17 protein-coding genes and 2 pseudogenes are annotated in these 15,791 nt (G+C 61.8%); 3 read left to right on the top strand and 16 right to left on the bottom strand.

Going from position 1 to position 15,791, the window contains the following annotated elements:
• The 3 genes and pseudogenes from AUR66_RS11350 to AUR66_RS11340 form a co-directional block, all read right to left on the bottom strand.
• Nucleotides 1-792 (bottom strand): annotated as a pseudogene (locus AUR66_RS11350) (phosphoglucosamine mutase); the annotation flags it as partial.
• A 133-nt stretch (nt 793-925) separates the two neighbouring features.
• Nucleotides 926-1,240, bottom strand: coding sequence for a HalOD1 output domain-containing protein (locus AUR66_RS11345; protein WP_058572516.1), 315 nt, complete (start codon nt 1,238-1,240; stop codon nt 926-928).
• Nucleotides 1,241-1,399: 159 nt separating this feature from the next.
• Complete coding sequence (locus AUR66_RS11340; protein ID WP_058572515.1) at nt 1,400-2,038, bottom strand: NADPH-dependent F420 reductase; 639 nt, start codon at nt 2,036-2,038, stop codon at nt 1,400-1,402.
• Between the two features lie 285 nt (nt 2,039-2,323).
• On the opposite strand from AUR66_RS11340, the gene AUR66_RS11335 reads away from it, so the two are divergent.
• Complete coding sequence (locus AUR66_RS11335; protein WP_058572514.1) at nt 2,324-2,923, top strand: hypothetical protein; 600 nt, start codon at nt 2,324-2,326, stop codon at nt 2,921-2,923.
• A 7-nt stretch (nt 2,924-2,930) separates the two neighbouring features.
• On the opposite strand, the gene AUR66_RS11330 is transcribed toward AUR66_RS11335, so the two are convergent.
• The 11 genes from AUR66_RS11330 to AUR66_RS11280 form a co-directional block, all read right to left on the bottom strand.
• Entirely contained in the window at nt 2,931-4,241 is a 1,311-nt protein-coding gene (locus AUR66_RS11330; protein ID WP_058572513.1) for an MFS transporter, read from the bottom strand.
• A gap of 45 nt (nt 4,242-4,286) precedes the next feature.
• Nucleotides 4,287-4,724: a chemotaxis protein CheW gene (locus AUR66_RS11325; RefSeq protein ID WP_058572512.1), complete on the bottom strand. Its 438-nt coding sequence runs from the start codon at nt 4,722-4,724 to the stop codon at nt 4,287-4,289.
• Nucleotides 4,725-5,771 (bottom strand): methyl-accepting chemotaxis protein, encoded by a 1,047-nt coding sequence (locus AUR66_RS11320; protein WP_058572511.1) that lies wholly within the window; start codon nt 5,769-5,771, stop codon nt 4,725-4,727. It lies immediately after the preceding gene.
• A gap of 275 nt (nt 5,772-6,046) precedes the next feature.
• Nucleotides 6,047-7,021, bottom strand: a complete 975-nt coding sequence (locus tag AUR66_RS11315) for a metal ABC transporter permease (RefSeq protein WP_058572510.1) — start codon at nt 7,019-7,021, stop codon at nt 6,047-6,049.
• Entirely contained in the window at nt 7,018-7,809 is a 792-nt protein-coding gene (locus AUR66_RS11310; protein ID WP_058572509.1) for a metal ABC transporter ATP-binding protein, read from the bottom strand. The genes AUR66_RS11315 and AUR66_RS11310 overlap by 4 nt, the downstream gene beginning before the upstream one ends.
• A complete protein-coding gene (locus AUR66_RS11305) occupies nt 7,806-8,858 on the bottom strand; it encodes a metal ABC transporter substrate-binding protein (protein WP_058572508.1) in 1,053 nt (350 codons plus the stop codon). Before AUR66_RS11305 ends, AUR66_RS11310 begins: the two co-directional genes overlap by 4 nt.
• Before the next feature lie 129 nt (nt 8,859-8,987).
• Nucleotides 8,988-9,662, bottom strand: coding sequence for a DUF2306 domain-containing protein (locus AUR66_RS11300; RefSeq protein WP_058572507.1), 675 nt, complete (start codon nt 9,660-9,662; stop codon nt 8,988-8,990).
• A gap of 189 nt (nt 9,663-9,851) precedes the next feature.
• Entirely contained in the window at nt 9,852-10,445 is a 594-nt protein-coding gene (locus AUR66_RS11295) for a TetR/AcrR family transcriptional regulator (RefSeq protein WP_058572506.1), read from the bottom strand.
• Between the two features lie 100 nt (nt 10,446-10,545).
• Nucleotides 10,546-11,463, bottom strand: a complete 918-nt coding sequence (locus AUR66_RS11290; protein WP_058572505.1) for a DMT family transporter — start codon at nt 11,461-11,463, stop codon at nt 10,546-10,548.
• A 207-nt stretch (nt 11,464-11,670) separates the two neighbouring features.
• Nucleotides 11,671-13,008, bottom strand: coding sequence for a hypothetical protein (locus AUR66_RS11285; protein WP_058572517.1), 1,338 nt, complete (start codon nt 13,006-13,008; stop codon nt 11,671-11,673).
• Between the two features lie 2 nt (nt 13,009-13,010).
• Entirely contained in the window at nt 13,011-13,559 is a 549-nt protein-coding gene (locus tag AUR66_RS11280; protein WP_231727852.1) for a hypothetical protein, read from the bottom strand.
• A gap of 176 nt (nt 13,560-13,735) precedes the next feature.
• On the opposite strand from AUR66_RS11280, the gene AUR66_RS11275 reads away from it, so the two are divergent.
• Both AUR66_RS11275 and AUR66_RS11270 read left to right on the top strand, forming a co-directional pair.
• Complete coding sequence (locus tag AUR66_RS11275) at nt 13,736-14,311, top strand: hypothetical protein (protein WP_058572504.1); 576 nt, start codon at nt 13,736-13,738, stop codon at nt 14,309-14,311.
• Nucleotides 14,312-14,349: 38 nt separating this feature from the next.
• Entirely contained in the window at nt 14,350-14,808 is a 459-nt protein-coding gene (locus AUR66_RS11270; RefSeq protein ID WP_058572503.1) for a hypothetical protein, read from the top strand.
• Nucleotides 14,809-14,841: 33 nt separating this feature from the next.
• Here the strand turns inward: AUR66_RS11270 and AUR66_RS11265 are convergent, their stop codons facing one another.
• On the bottom strand, nt 14,842-15,240 hold the full coding sequence (locus AUR66_RS11265; RefSeq protein WP_058572502.1) for a high-potential iron-sulfur protein: 399 nt from the start codon (nt 15,238-15,240) through the stop codon (nt 14,842-14,844).
• Nucleotides 15,241-15,375: 135 nt separating this feature from the next.
• Nucleotides 15,376-15,791 (bottom strand): annotated as a pseudogene (locus AUR66_RS21960) (hypothetical protein); the annotation flags it as partial.

Below are 15,791 nucleotides of genomic sequence, written 5' to 3'. Positions count from 1 at the left end.
GGCCTGCCCCGACGAGACTGCGTCGCGGGCGAAGAGTGCGAGCAGGTAGTCACCAGTCACGTACTCACCGTTCTCGTCGACGGCGACCAGACGGTCAGCGTCTCCGTCGTGGGCGAGTCCGACGTCTGCGTCGAGGGCAGGGACAGTCTTCCTGAGTGCAGTGAGTGTCTCGGCGTTGGGTTCACTCTTTCGAGCAGGGAACCGACCGTCTCGTTGCCCGTCGATAGTGTTGACCGTCGCACCGAGTTCGTAGAGGGCATCGACCGAGACGCGACCGGTCCCGTTGCCGAGGTCGAAGGCGATAGAGACGTCGTCGAAAGAGTCGAACGAGTTGACGAGGTGGTTGACGTGACGGGTCGGCCCGTCGGGCCACTCGCGTTCTTCACCGAGTTCGTCCCACTCGGCGAGCGAGACTTCGTTTCGGTTGAGTCGATGGACGATATCGCGGGTCTGGTCTCTGTCGAAGGCGCGGCCACTCGGCGTCCAGAGTTTCAGGCCGTTGTCCGACGCGGGGTTGTGGGACGCAGTGATTCCGATACCTGCGTCTGCGCCGAGCCATCCGACGGCACGGGCGACAGTCGGCGTCGAGACGACACCGAGGCGAACGACGTCCGCACCACACTCACGAACACCTGCGCTGACAGCGTCCGCGAGGACGTCGCCACTCAGTCGTGCGTCTTGTCCGATGACGACAGTCCGGGCGTCACACCCGACTGCGCGGCCGATACGGAGGGCGAGGTCTGCGGTCACGGTTCGGCCGACCGGACCACGGATTCCACTCGTTCCGAACATATAGATTGTGACGCGAACAGAACGTTTTGGTATACGTCACCTACTCTCGGTGTCAGATTTTCAGGCAACACCTACTCGGTGTTGCAGAAAAGAGACCGGCCCAGAAAGTGCCCGGGTACTGGGAGGTCTGTCGTTAGTGGAGGGGCTGTGCGTCGTCGAGAGACACGATTTCGAGGGAGCCGAGTGCGTCTACCGTCACTCGATATCCAGCGTACGAAAAGGAGAGAATCGCGTCCTCGGAACAGTCGAAAACAGTGTTGAGGGCATCAGGGTCGATGGTCTGAGCGAGTGGCGGTAGCCTCGTTGGACGGGTGTCCTCGATTGCCGCAATACTCAGTACCACGTTCGTACTCAGAGGCTCGGACGTATCTCTGTCGATTCGGTACATCCCAGTCTCTTCTTCGTACGTTACCCGTGATTCCTTCCATTGCATCGTCTGTGCCATCATGGTGCTTGACACCCGTGTTTCTGATTTCACGGGTCTTAAAACCGTGCTATTTGTGAACAGTAGTGATTCGTGAAGGTCACAAAGTCGGATACGTTGGGGGAGTGTTGGACAACGAGCGCACTATAAATAATCGTGTTAAATCCAGAATCACCGAATTTCTCAGCGACGTGCGAACAGTTCCTGTGTCTTCTCGCGTGCTTCTGCCGTCGATATTTCGCGATTGTACAATGCTGCCCCCGGTTCCAACAACGACCCACCCGACACGAGGGGTCCCACATCGACTGGACCAAAACCGATATCACGAATCAACTCGGCGACGACAGCCTTCGCCTCGGCGTCGTCTCCCGCGAGGAAGATGGCGAATCGCTCGGATTCGTCGAGTTCGGGATGGCCGAAATCACGGAGTGTCTCCCAGTATATCGTGTTGAACGCCTTCACTACGCGTGCGTCGGAGAGTTGCGACGCGACGACTTCCGAGGACGTTCGGTCGCCGAGGTCGATGACGTGGAAGTTCTCCGTGTACGGGTTCATCGCGTCGACGACGACTTTGTCCGCGAAGGTATCGGCGTCCGGGAGCGACTGGCGTCTCCTGAAGGGAACCGCGAGGAATACCACGTCGCCGAACTCCACGGCCTGTTCTGGCACGACGGCATCGAGGCTCGAGCCAAACGTCTCTGAGAGGTCTTCCAGAGAGTCGGGACCGCTCGTGTTGGCGATAGCGACGTGGTGGCCTGCCTCGACGAACAACTGGGCCACCGTCCCACCGAGTCGGCCTGCACCGAGTATCCCAATGTCCATGAACTAAGATGATGGTTTGACAAGTTGAATCTTGTGTCCGTTCTCACCCAGCGCGCACAGGTGCAAATTCGGTCCGTTCAGCACCCACAGCACGACGATTTCGGGTCGATAGCCTCACAGTATCTCGGTTCTAGGGGTGAAGTAGGAGGGGGTTACCCTACACATATCATTTCAGTTAGTAGAACAATTAGTAAGAGAATAACGGATACAGACGTTCAGCGTTCGGATACGTTCTGTATATCAGGACAGTCATAAACTAATATACATGTCGTCGTACGTATCATCATGCACAGACGTTACTTTCTGGGTGGGGTCGGGGCAGGTATGGCACTCGTCTCAGGGTGTCTCGGCGGTGGCAACGCTCCGACCACACCGAACCAAGCCGACGGGTCGAGCGACGACAAGCAGACTGTGACGCAATCGCCAGACGGTCGCAGTACGCCAGAATCGACACCTGAACCGACGTCCGAACCGACAGCGGAGGCGACACCCGAACCAGTCCCTGCGTCGTCGCCCGAAGACAGAATCGACTTCACACGTGACGCGTCCGACCCGGACGTCGTCGGGACGTTACTGACGAAGGGACCGATTCCGGGCGTCGTCGTCTCCTCTGACCTCCCGTTCGCCACGGCGTGGCAGAACTACGCCAAAGTCGACGAGGAGGACGGCACCTACAGCGTCGGTCTCTCGGTGACGACTCAGTCGTCGATTGGGCGCCTGAGCGTCGTCGGAAAGGTGTTCGACGAGTCCGGCAAACTCGTCAGCGCCGACACCGACGTGAGCAACAACATCCCCGGTGGCGAGAAGGCCCTCATCCACCTCGTGTTCGACGGCGACGTCGCGAAGATGTACTACTTCGAAATCGACCTCGTGACGCCCAACTAGCGGACGGTTACGCCCCTCCCGCGTACGCGTCGAACTCTTTTCCGCGAACCGCGAAGTACGTGACACCGACGAGGCCAACGACCGATGCGACACCGAACGCGAGTGTCGGATTGGACGCGTAGAGCCATCCACCGAGTGCGGCACTCGGGATGACGATGGTATTTCGAATGAGGTAGTACGCGCCGGTGACTCGCCCCCCAGCGTTCTTCTCCGCGGGGCCGACGATGAGTGCCTTGTGCGCGGGCAGGCCAGCGAACCGGAGGCCCGAGAACGCGAAGAGTGCGACGAGGACCCACTGGTTACTGGGCGCCAAGATGAGCAAGAGAGGAAAGACGGCGTAGACCGAAAAGCCCAGTGCGACGACCGGTTTGAGCCCCGTTCGCTCGGCGAGTTTCGAGACGGGAAGTTTCGTCACGATAGCGACGACCATCTCGACGCCCAGCAGGATGCCGAAGAACGCGTCTGGTCGGAGCGAGACACCGAACCCAGAGAATCCGACGGCGAGGAAGTCGGTGACGACGATGACGAAGAAGACGTACACCATCCCGTTCCCGAACCGAACGAGTGTGTCGGCGACGAGGAGTGGGCGAAGCGTCTCGGGGAGCGACTGCAGGTCAGTCCGAAGTTGCGAGAGGCCTTCGAACGTCTTTCCGAGCGAGTCTTCGCTGGCGTCGTAGAGGAAGTGCTGTGCAACCGTGGCGACGATACCGAACGCAGCGGCGACGACGAGGACGTACTTGAACCCGACGACGAACGACGCCGTCGCGGCCAACAACGCAGCAGCGATGAGTGGGCCGAGCAGAAACCCGACGCGGCGGAATATCTCGGTACTGGCGAACCCCATCGCGAGTCGCGACGGCGGGACACTCTGCTTGACGATGGCGAACGTCGCACCGAGGCCGAACGACTTCCACGCCTGCGTGAGAAACAGACCGACGAACACCCAAATCCACGGTTCGAGCGAGAGACCCCCGACTGTCACCGGGGGAATCGACGGTGCGACGAACCAGACGAGGAACCCGGCAGACGAGATTGTCCCGAAGAGGGTGAGCGAGACACGAGACCCGAGTCGGTCCGAGAGTGCACCGCCAGGGTACGGGTAGAGTGCGCCGATGAGGTTTCCGACGCTCCCGTAGAGACCGACGACAGTCGCGCCGGTACCGAGGACGCGAAGGTACTCGGGGATGTACCGACCAGTCATCTGAAACGAGAGACTGAAGCCGAGCATCGCCAGCGAGAGGACGAGGACGTCGCGTTCGAGGCCGACGAACTGCCGAAAGGAGTCGAACGCGTCTACGGAGTCTCGACGAGCTTCCATCGGTTGCTCAGTTCGCCCGTGTGAGCAAGAAAGTATGCGACTCGGTTAGGATTCGGTCGGGGGGTCGACCCAGACGACCAGCCCATCGTCCGTTCGAACGATACCGCGCGTTCGTTCGTCTCCAAACGGGGAATCGTCAACGTCACGAGGGTCCAGGTCGGTGACGCGATAGACTTCGTCGACGAGCCACCCGTAGACGTCGTCTTCTTCTTTGCCTGTGTCGAAGACGATGACTCGCGACGCTTCGGGATTCGACCCGACACCGAGCAGTCGAGCGGTGTCGACGAGTGTGGTCGTCACGCCACGGTAGTCCATCACACCGACGACGTGCGGCGGGGCGTCGGGGAGTGACCGAGATAGCTGACGGTCGATAATCTCTGCGACCGAGTCGAGGACGACGCAGTACCGTTCGTCTCCGACGGTGAACTCGAGAACCTGTGTCGGTTCGTCGAGAGTAGTGTCGGAGTGGCCTCCAACGGCCATCTACGCCCCCCGCTGGGAGAGTTGGTCCTCTGCGTCGTCGAGGTCGTCTTCTATCGTCTCGACTTCGTCGTCGACGTGTTGGATGAGGAGTCCGAGTTCGGCAATCTTGGCAGTTTGCTCTTCGGAGGCGGCCGCGACCTGATTGATTTCGCTCGCGACTTCCTCTGCACCACGGGACGTCTCGTCGACCAGACTGGCGACTTCCTCGGTGCTCGCGGCCTGCTGGTCCGTCGCGCGGGCGACTTCCTCGGCCCCTTCGGCGGCCTCTTCGACGGCCACGTCGATGCTCCGAAGGGCAGACACGGCAGAGTCGACTTCCGTGATACCCTCGTTGACCTCCTCGTTCGCCTCCTGGATGTTCCCGACGGTGGTCTTGGTCGTCGACTGGATGTCGTCGACGACTTCCTCGATTTCAGAGACACTCTCGCGCGACTGCTCTGCGAGACTCTTCACTTCGTCTGCGACGACGGCGAACCCGGACCCGGCCTCACCCGCCCGTGCGGCCTCGATGGAGGCGTTGAGCGCGAGCAGATTGGTCTGGTCGGCAATCTCGTTGATGACTTCGACGACGCTGTCGATTTGGTCGACCTTCTCACGGAGTTCGAGAATCTCCTCGTGAACGTCAGAGGTTGCCTCGTCGACCGTCTCCATCGCCGATGCAGCGCTGTCTGCGGAGTCGCGCCCTTCAGAGGCGAGTTCGCGGGCCTGGTCGCTCATCGACTTCGTCTGTTCGGCACTCGACGCAATCTCTTCGACGCTGGCACTCAGGTTCGAGACTTCGCCAGCGACTTCGCGCATGTTCTCGGACTGGACGGTGGCCAACTCGCTAATCTCTTGGGCGCTGATTGCCACCGTCTCGGAGGCGTCCGAGAGTTCTGCCACTGCTGCTTCTATCTCGTCGGTCGCGTCGTCGACATCGTCGACGTCGTCGAGGACGTCCACCGAGTCTGCCGCCGCACCACCGGTGAGGTGTCCGACTGCCGTGTCGGTGCCACCGTCAGTCTCGGGAGCTTCGTCGTCAACAGTCAGGGTGTTGTCAACCGTCATGGACGAATCGTGTGCTACAGGAGGTATAACTTCTATTCCCCACGTATCAATAAAGATAATCCAAAGATAAGAGTTTCAACAAGATATAAATCTAATATTTCCCTATTGGAGTGGTCGCTTGTCAAAGTTCTCAAGAACGCGTTTGTTCGTCTGCAACCGGCCACGAGTCAGTCAGAGTTTATAAGTGCACTTGTCCGGTCAAGTCCCACAGCGCGTCCTCACGGGGACGAGACGCACCAAAATCAGACAGCCCCGTTTACTTTTCGCGCCTCCGCTTACCAGGTTCGACGACTAATCTGAGCCACGACGAACCCACCGATTGCGACGAGAACGATAGACCCGCCAGCAGTGATTCCATAGAGGTAGGCGAGTGTGACACCGGCAACCCCGGCGACCTCCGCTGCGACAACACCGTACAACAGCGAACCCTTGTAACTTCGGCCGAGTGGTGCCGCAGTGACGACAGGAATCACGAGGAGCGCTGCGACGAGGATGACGCCCATTATCTGCATCGCACTGACGACGACGAAGGCAGTGAGGATGGAGAGGAGTGTATTCATCGCTCGCACGTGGACTCGCGACGCTCGGGCCGCCGTCTCGTCGAACGTCACGTACAACAACGGACGGTACGCCGCAGTCACCGCGACAGCGACCACCAGTGCCATCGAGACGAGGAGTCCGACGTCGGCGCGTGAGACGGTTGCGAGTGACCCGAAGAGGTACTGGTTGATACCCACCGAAATCCCGCCATCGGTGAGCGAGATGAGGACGCTCCCCAGTGCGAACCCACCGGTGAGGACCATCGCGAGTGCGGCGTCGCTTCGGGCGTCGGTGTACTCGACGAGGACTTGCACGACGAGTGCTGCAATCGTCGCCACGACGAGTGCACCCACGAGCGGTGGGACGGAAAGCGCAAGGGTCGCGTCGAGAAACAACGCGACAGCGACGCCGGCGAAGGCGGTGTGCGCGAGGGTGTCGCCGACCATCGACAAGTCACGGTACACCAAGAACGACCCAACCAGTGGTCCGACCACACCGATACACAGGACCGACAGGTACGCCCGTTGCATGTACGGGTACGTCAAGAATTCGAGGCCCGTCACGTCCGCAAGCCACGAGAACGACCCGTCCACGACGGCGGTGAGGAACCAATCGAAGAGACCCGAGAGGGCGTTAAAAACGAACAACGGCGTCAGTAGGTCGCCGAACGAGACAGGAGCAGCCGCGACGAGCGAGATGACATCGCTCACGACTGTCCCTCCGTCGCGTTCTCGTCAGATGAGACAGTGGCGTCGTGATGGTGGTGCGTGTGGTCTAACACCCGCTGGTCTGTGCCGTAGGCCGCAGCGAGTGCGTCGCTGTCGGCGAAATCGTCCGACGGGCCGTGGAAGAACAGTCGCTTATTCAGACACGCGATTCGGGAGGCACGAGCAGTGACGACGCCGATGTCGTGTTCGACCAGCACGATAGTCATCCCCTGGTCGTTGAGTTCGCCGAGAAGCGTGTAGAACGACTCGCGAGATTCGGCGTCGAGGGCGACTGTGGGTTCGTCGAGTGCGAGTAACTCGGTCTCCGCGGCGAGTGCACGCGCGACGAACACGCGCTGTCGTTGGCCGCCGGAGAGCGACCCGACCCGTCTGTCCGCGAGGTCGAAGATATCGACACGTTCGAGCGCGTCGTCCACCGCGGCGTGGTCAGCGGCCGAGAACCGGCCGAACAAATTGCGGGGGTACCGACCCATGCGAACGACTTCGCGGACGGTGATTGGCATGTCTCTGGCCGTCTTCGTCACGTCCTGTGCGACGTACGCGACACGCTCGCCGTCGGCGAACTCGTGGGCCGGTTCGCCGAACAGGCGGACCTCACCGCTGTCGGGGCGTTGGAGTCCGAGCATCAACGTCAACAACGTACTCTTTCCCGACCCGTTCGGCCCGACGAGTCCGAGGAAGTCACCTTCCGGTACGTCGAGGGAGACACCATCGACGACGGGGACGTCACCGTACGAGAACACCACGTCGTCGAGTGAGACGGCAGTCATCGTGCGTCGAGTGCAGTTCTGAGCGACGGAAGATTAGTCTCTCGCATGATGTCGATGTACCCCCAGTCGTTCTCATCCCACTCCTGTGTCAGACCGGGAATCGACGTCAGGGGGAGTACGTCCTCCGCGTCCGTCTCGGTGACGAGTTGCTGCGCCGCCCGGTCGGACTCCAACGGGTCGGCGAGGATGTGTCGGATTCCGTGTTCCTCGATAGTCGCCTGGGCGCGTTCGATATCCCGCGGTGACGGTTCGTCGTCTGGTGAGAGTCCAGTGAGCGCGACGACGTCGAAGTCGTAGCGGTCGGCGAGGTAGCCGTAGGCGTCGTGGCCTGCCACGAGAATCACGTCTCGTTCGCGGGATTCGAGTCCCTCCTCGAAGGCCGCGTCGAGGTCCGCCAGCGAATCCAGATAGCGCTCGGCGTTGTCGGCGTAGGCGTCGGCATTCGCTTCGTCGACCGCTTGGAACGCGTCTCGGACCGTCCTCGTCGCGGTGGCGACGCGCTGGGGGTCCATCCAGAAGTGCGGGTCGACGGAACCCGTGTCGTGTTCTTCGTGGGAGTCCGTCTCGTCGTGGTGGTCGTCTCCACTGGTGTCTTCGTCGTGGGTGCCTTCGTCGTGGGCATCTTCGTCACCATCGCCGTGAGCGTGTCCGTCGTCGCCGACTTCGTGGAGGGAAACGTCGGCGGAGATATCGACGGTGACCACGTCCGATCCATCCGCTTCGAGTGAGTCCACGATGTCGTCGGCCCACGGTTGGAAGTCCCTCATTCCGTGGACGAAGACGGTCGATTCGAGGATGCGCCCCTGTACGTCGGGGCCGGGTTCCCACCCGTGGCCGTGTTGTCCAAGCGGGACGAGCGTCTCAGCAGACGCCGCCTCACCGGCAACGTGACTCGTCACGTCGCCGAAGACCAAGAACGATGCAGTCGCCAGCGTCTCGTCTGGGGCCGCCGGTTGACCAGACGTACCGGAACCGAGACACCCGGCGAGCGCCATCGTCGTCGCTCCAGAGACAGCGGCGAGGAAGTCGCGTCGGTTCTGTCGTCGCATGTTAATAGAAAATTGTCTTAAGATAATAAGTGCTATTATTCGTAATCTCTATTTTATTATCACCGGACGGTGAGGCCTGCACCGTCACGACGATGCCAAATTACCCCGCAGTAACGACCCGTTCGGGAATCAGTCCGCCGATGTTGCCGTTCCGGCCGATGTCCCACGTTTGTACTTCCGAATCGTGAGAAAGATGAGCGGCGTCCCGACGACAGTCGGCCAGAGCCACGCCACGACCATCGGGAGGAACTCGAAGTTGACAGAGGAAAACGCCGTCACCGTCGCGATGTAGCCACCGCCCATCCTGCCGATGTGCTCGAAGAACCACTCGCGTGACTCGGCGCGGGCACGGCGGAACGCCCGGATATCGCGGAGACCGAATCCCGCCCCGGCAGCGCCGAAGACCAGCATCACCGTCGCAAACCCGTCTCCAGCGAGGAGCAAGTACGCCCCCATGACGAGCAGACCACTCCCCGCGACGGTGAGCAATCCGACAGCGACCCAATCGACCGTCCCCGGGCGGTCTGTGGGTCGCTTTCTCGACAGTACGCGGTCACCAGAGAAGACGAAGTAGTAACTGAAGACGGCGACGAGTGCGAGGAAGGTTCGCCCCGGCGACGGGTCGAAGACGAAGAGCACGAGTGACGTGACGGCGACGATTGTCATTCCCGCGACGAAGATTCGGCCGGCACGGCGGTGGCGACGTCCACCTTTCGTCGTGACGATAGCCCCGAGGCCGGCGAACAACGCGGCGAACCCGGCGACGACGTGTATCGCGAGCGTGGCGTCTTCGAGGACGCTCATCGCTCTCTCACCTCCAGTAGGTCCGAGTTGTGCAGACCGAGAGTGGGTGTCGTTCCGTGGACCGGCAGGGCGACAGGCTGAGGCGGCATGGATACGAGTCGAGCGAGTGCCGTAATAAAACTACTGAGTAAGCACTCACTTAGTGAGTTCCGGACCGCTCGTTGGGCACACTGAACAGCAGAGAATCGGCTAGTCGAGGACGAGTGAGTCGATATACGCCGAGAGTGCCCCGCGGAGTTCGTCTCCGACACCGTCCATCCCGAGTGCGAGCGCAAACCCGGTGTACCCGTCCGTCGCCGAGAGGATGAGCGCCGCCGTTCCGTCGGGGTCGACGTCGCGGAAGACGCCCTGTTCGACGCCGTCGCGGACGATATCGGCGATGACGCCGAGCGTGTGCTGTTCCATCTGGAGCAGTGGTCCACGGAGTGTCTCGTTGTGCGGTGCGTGGGAGAGGAGTTCCATGACGGCGATGTTGACGCCGCGTGCTGCCTCGTCGTCTTCGTCCACGAGGAGGATATCACAGACGGCACGGAGTCGTGCCTCCGGCCCGTCGGCGTCGATTTGGTCGAGATTGCGCGCGAGGTAATCGACAGACGACTCGAGGAAAGCGACGATCATCTCGTCTTTCGAGTCGTAGTAGTAGTACAGACCTGCCTCGCTCTTTTCGCTCTCAGCGGCCACTTTCTTGGTCGTCAACCGAGCATAGCCGTGTTTGGCGAGTGCCGTTCGAACGGCCTGAGCAATCTCTTCTTTCTGTTCGGGCGGGACGGGATCGGCGGGCATCTGACTAGGTGAGTGTTCACTCGTCGGATACTTGTGTGCGTTGTTCTGGGCAGTCGGTCAGACGAGTCGGTGGCGAACACGAACGAAAGAGACGTGACCGTCAGCGGATTGACGTTCCACGGACAGACCCGACCAACGCCGCGAGTGCACGCCGTTTGATGAGGGCGAATCCGGCGAAGATAGCGACGAACCCGAGAGCCGTGAGCGAATCGATGAGTTGCCCCAGAAACGCCCAACTGAGGAGCGTCGCCGAGACGGGTTCGAGGTAGCCGATGAGGTTGATTTGAGTCGGGCCAAATCGCGAGAGGAGTTCGAAGTAGATGAGGAAGGCCGCCGCCCCGCTGACGACGGCGAGATAGACGAGCGACCCGACTGCCGTCGCCGTCCACTCGATAGACGCGAGCGATTCGTTGGTAACGACACCACTGAGGTGGAGGAGTCCTGCTCCAAGGAGCATCGCCCACGCCTGGAGGGTCCGCGCGGGGATATCCGACGTGAACGGACGGGTCAAGACGGCACCGAGTGCGAAACACGCGGCAGCGACGAAGACGATACCGACACCGACGACGTCACTCGAGAGGACGGCACTCGTGTCCGGTTGAGCGACGAGTCCGACGCCGACGAACCCGAGGACGAGGCCAACGGCGCCGAGTGCAGTGAGTCTATCACCGAGAAGACCGGTAGCGAACAGCGTCGTGAGAATCGGGCCGAGGCTGATGACGATGGCCGCGACGGCACCCGACACGTACTCCTGGCCGAGATAGAGGAACGCGTGATGCCCGCCAATCATCAACCCACCGGCGATGCCGACGAGTGTGAGGTCGGTTCGCGTCCGTGGTCGCCAGTAGTCGGTCGAGTACACGGCGTATCCGAGGACGATGAGACCCGCGAGGTAGTACCGAATCGCGGCGAAGTGGAGCGGTGGGAAGAACTCCAATCCGACCTCGATAGCGACGAACGAACTTCCCCACAGCAGTCCGAGGAGGACGAACAGACCCGCCGCAACCCGGCCGTTCACCGACTCGTCACCTCGTGTCCGAACGCGAACTCACTGGTCTTGAGAACCGATTCGGTGATTTTTCGATGTATTGGATTTCTGTCCAGCACGTGAGCAAGTGGATATCTCACAATCGATATTAGTCGTTTTGTTCGAACTGATTTTGAGTGAGTGGCAGATAGTCGAGTCGGGAGGACTACGAGTGATGGTTCCCAGTCTGCAGACGCGTCACGCGTCGTCGTCACCGAGTCTCGCTCGAAGGGCCCCGAGAATCCACGCGCTTACTCCCGGTGCCTCGCGGGCAGTGAACACGACGAACGCGTACTCTCCCAGTGCATTCCGTGCCGACCGGTAGGTATCGTTGGCAAGCGAGCGTTCGAGATAGCTATCACCCCGGTCGATTCGGGACGCGACGTCAGTGAGTGCGCGCCTCGTCAGGGCCGACGACGAGCGAGTCGAGTCCGCAGTTTCGAGTGCTTCGAGTCCTGCGAGTTTTTCGTCACGGACCCGTGTCGCAGCGTCGAGGGAGACGTACTCGTCGTTTCGAACCGCTGCTCGCGCCGCCTCGAAGGCGCGCCGATGTCGCTCGGCGGCGTGTGCTCCGAGCAGTGAATTCGCAGGGCTGCCTGCCCGCAACTCGTCTCGTGCCTGCTGGACGCCGAAGTGCATGTGGACGAACGTCTCCATCAAGAGGATTTTTGCGGGTGTGTCGTCGAGGTCGGTGTCGAAGTCGTCGAGGAGTGGCCTGTGCGTGTCAGGGTATTCACCCCTGTAGTCCGCGACGAGAGCCGTGAGGGAAGATGCGCTCTCTTGGAACAGGTCGCCGAAGTCCCGTGGATTCGAGAGCGTGTCACGGTGACGGTCGGCGAGGTGGCGAGCGCCTTCCAGCGACGCCCGCGACGACTCGACTGCGTCCACCATCTCGCCGACACGAGGCGCACTCCTGTCGTACCGACCTGTCTCACCGACTCTGTCGAGGTAGCGTGCCGCCGCGGCGAGGAAGTCTTCGACGTCCGCGTGGGCCACGAGTGCTGTCCCCGGGTCGTCACCGAGGTATCGGTGTGACAGACTGAACGACTCGATATCCGAGCGAATCGAACCGGCCATCCCACGCACGTCGTCTTCGGTCAACTCACCGACTGCGGCCTCGTAGGTTCCCTTGGCCATCGCCGCACTGCCACGAGCGGAGCGAAGTGAGCGAAGCGTCTCGAAGGGTGTGGCCTCCGACGACGCCCGGTCGAGTCTTCGAGTCGCATCCTCGTACGCCTCCGCGTAGATGTTGCGAACCGCCTCGTTCGGGACCGCTGCACTGTCCATCGTCGCCGGAACCGAGTCGAGCAGTTCCTCCGCACGCGCTTTGCTCGCTTCCAGAAATGTCGGGGAGACTGGTGCGGGCGTCGTGGCTGGAAACGCCGGCGACCCGAGTGCTTCGACTTCGCGGAGCGTCTTCACGTCGAGGTCAGGTCGCTCGTCGGTCTGCAGGTCGAGTTCGCCGAGACACCCCGCGAGACTCGTCGCTCCCGCCACAGCGAGTGCCGAGATGAACCCCCGCCGCGTCTCGCGCACCGTCACGCGTCCTCCTCGTCGGTCGTCTCGGTTCGAAGCGACGGGGGGAGGCGACAACTCGTCCCGCCGCCGTGACTCCAGCCACGCTCGGACCGGTCCGACAGTGCGTACGGCAGTCGGATGAGTGAGGCGAGGACGTGACGCTCGTCGGTCGAACACTCGACGTCGGCGTCGCGGAGCGTCCGACAGAAGTCCACGTCGACGAAGCGGTCAGCGGGCGACGCGACGTACATGAGGTCGACGCCGTGGCACGCGTCGGTCCGGTGCTGGACGATGACGAGTGCCTGTTCGTCGAAGTTCGTCTCGTCGATGAATCGGCGAGCGTCTTCGATTCCGTCCGGTCTCGCTGTGAATTCGACGTTTCCTAGCTCGTCTTCTGACCCGAGGAGAAAGGCCGGGAGCGACGACTCGTCCTCGTCGTCGGCATCTCGGAAGATTGCGTCTGTGGACTCGTGTCTGAGTTCGAGGTAGTCGTAGTCGGTGACGAGGTCCGCTCGGCGGGGGCCGTGTGCCGTCGGCGACCCCGGGCACTGGAGTTGCTGCCAGTACATCCGGCGAGACCGGTGAGGAGGGCCGCGCCGCACCCGTGGAGGAACCGTCTGCGGGTTCGCGGAGACATGTGTCGTTCGACCAACTTTTTCGGGGGCTAAAGTCCCTTGTGGTCGGTCGTGTGCGCCGGTCGAATCGCGCAACCTTTCCCCGATGGTCACGTCGGGTCGAGCAACGAATGCGTGAGGACGAGTTGGCGACCCGGGTCGTCGAACACTTCCGGGAGGCCTTCGACGACGTGGACATCCACCTCGAAGAACCGTACGACCACTACGGGAACCGTGGCGTCGCCGACGTGTACGTTCGCGTTCGAACGCCCGAACCTGTCGACTACCTCATCGAACTCAAAGCCGACGCGGCGATTCGACACGCCACCGGCGCGAACGAGATTCTGCGTCAGTACCGCCGCATGGAGCGCTACTTCTACAAGGACGACGAACACGACATCCGCCCGAAACTCGCCCGCGACGGCCCCGGCGTCCACGTCCTGTTACTGTTCGCACCGACCACACGATGTGTCGAACACGTCCACGAACACCACGCACTCTACGAGTCTGTGGACCCCGACGCTGTCGTCGAGGACGTTCCCGCCTCACGGAAAGTCGCCTTCCTGACCAACCTCGACGACGCGGACCGCGGCGAACTCGGCTTCCTCTCCGTGAACGGCGAGGTTCCCTTCGGTTCGGCGGCGTTTTCCGACGCCGTCCCCGACGACTCTCGCCTCGCCGCCGCGCTCGAAGCGGCGTCCACCTAGCGGACACGCTCATACACCCCCCGGTCCTAGTGGTGCCCATGGGAACGACTCGGAAGTCGGTTCGAATCCCGCTTGGAGACCTCCGGCAACAGGTCGCTGACTCCCTCGGTGTGGCGGCATCGCTGGTCGACATCGAGGGGATACGAATCGAAGACGGTGCACTGGAAGTCGACGCGAGTTACCCGGACGGTGAGAGCATCCCTGTCGTCGAACTGTTCGTCACCGACCCGGATGGAAACACGGAGTCGTACGTCACCGAACTGGACGGCGCGAAGAACCTCCTCATCGCCGGCGAGGACGTTCTCGTCGAACTCGTGGACTACGACAGAGAGCGTGCCGAGGTGTTCGTCTCTGTGAAACACCGACAGGACGGCGAGATGGTGACTGTCCTCGGGTGCGGAGAACAGTGGGTGATTCCGGTCGAACGTGACGGGCAAGAAGAGACGGTTCGGTGTCGGATTCAAAGCGCCATCGAACCGACCGCGACAGACGCCTGAGCGCGGCCACAACTCCGAGTCCCACCGGCCCCGCTATCCGTCGTACTCGACGTACGAGACACAGTAGGCGTCGGGCGCGATTTCACCTTCGACGATTGCACACGCGCCGATACCGTCGCCGTTCTTGTCTTCGATGTAAAACTGGCAGTTCGAGCACTGCTGGCCCTCTCTCGGTTCTTCTTGATACGAAACTGCCTCCTGCGAAGAGAGACTGTCTGGGTTTCGTTGCGTCCCACCGAGAGACGTCGCCGTCGCGTACTCTTCGGGGACACCACCTGTCGAACCGGACCCACCACTCGCAGTCGTCGTTTCGGTCTCTGCTCCCCCATCGCCTTCACCGCCGCCACCGCCGGAACACCCGGCGAGGCCTGCCATAGTCGCCGTCCCGGTCAGCCAGATGAATCGCCGTCGCGTCTGCTGTCCGTCTGCCATACCCGGACTGGGGCGGGAATAAATAAGTGAAAGCTGCCGTTTCTCGTGAAGCAAGAATTGCCACTCGTTTGATAGTGTCTCGGAGCCTTATTCTCTGGCTCCGTGGAGTGAGAGGTCCCGTCTCGCGAGACTACCTCAACGGTTCGAAGGGACGAGAACCGACGAGGCGGGAGTGGAGTCAGCCGAAACTTCTCGTAACCACGCTGCGTATCCGAGAGACTGCGTCGCGGTGAGTTCGACTGGGAACCCCTCGCCGAATACCCGCGCTCCGACCGCAGCGAGGACGTCTTCGAGGTCGTCGGGCGGTCCAGCGGCCTCGACACCGCAGGTCCACCCCGTGTTCGACAGTGCCGTCACCTCCGTCACCTCGACGTGTGCAGTCGCATCGGTATCCGAGATGCTGTCGTCGAACGACCGGAGTTCCGCCGTCTCGAACGCGGAGAGCATCCGCGTCTTTTCGACCGGAAACCACACCCCGGTCGGGTCTGCACTCCAGAGACTCGGCGTGTACTCCAGTGGGAAACTCCACTTGTACCACTGTTCGACGGTTC

It is taken from the genome of Haloferax profundi (genome assembly GCF_001469865.1).
Lineage (GTDB): Archaea > Halobacteriota > Halobacteria > Halobacteriales > Haloferacaceae > Haloferax > Haloferax profundi.
Note: the sequence above shows the minus strand (reverse complement) of the source record. Positions and strands in the feature narration are given on the sequence as shown.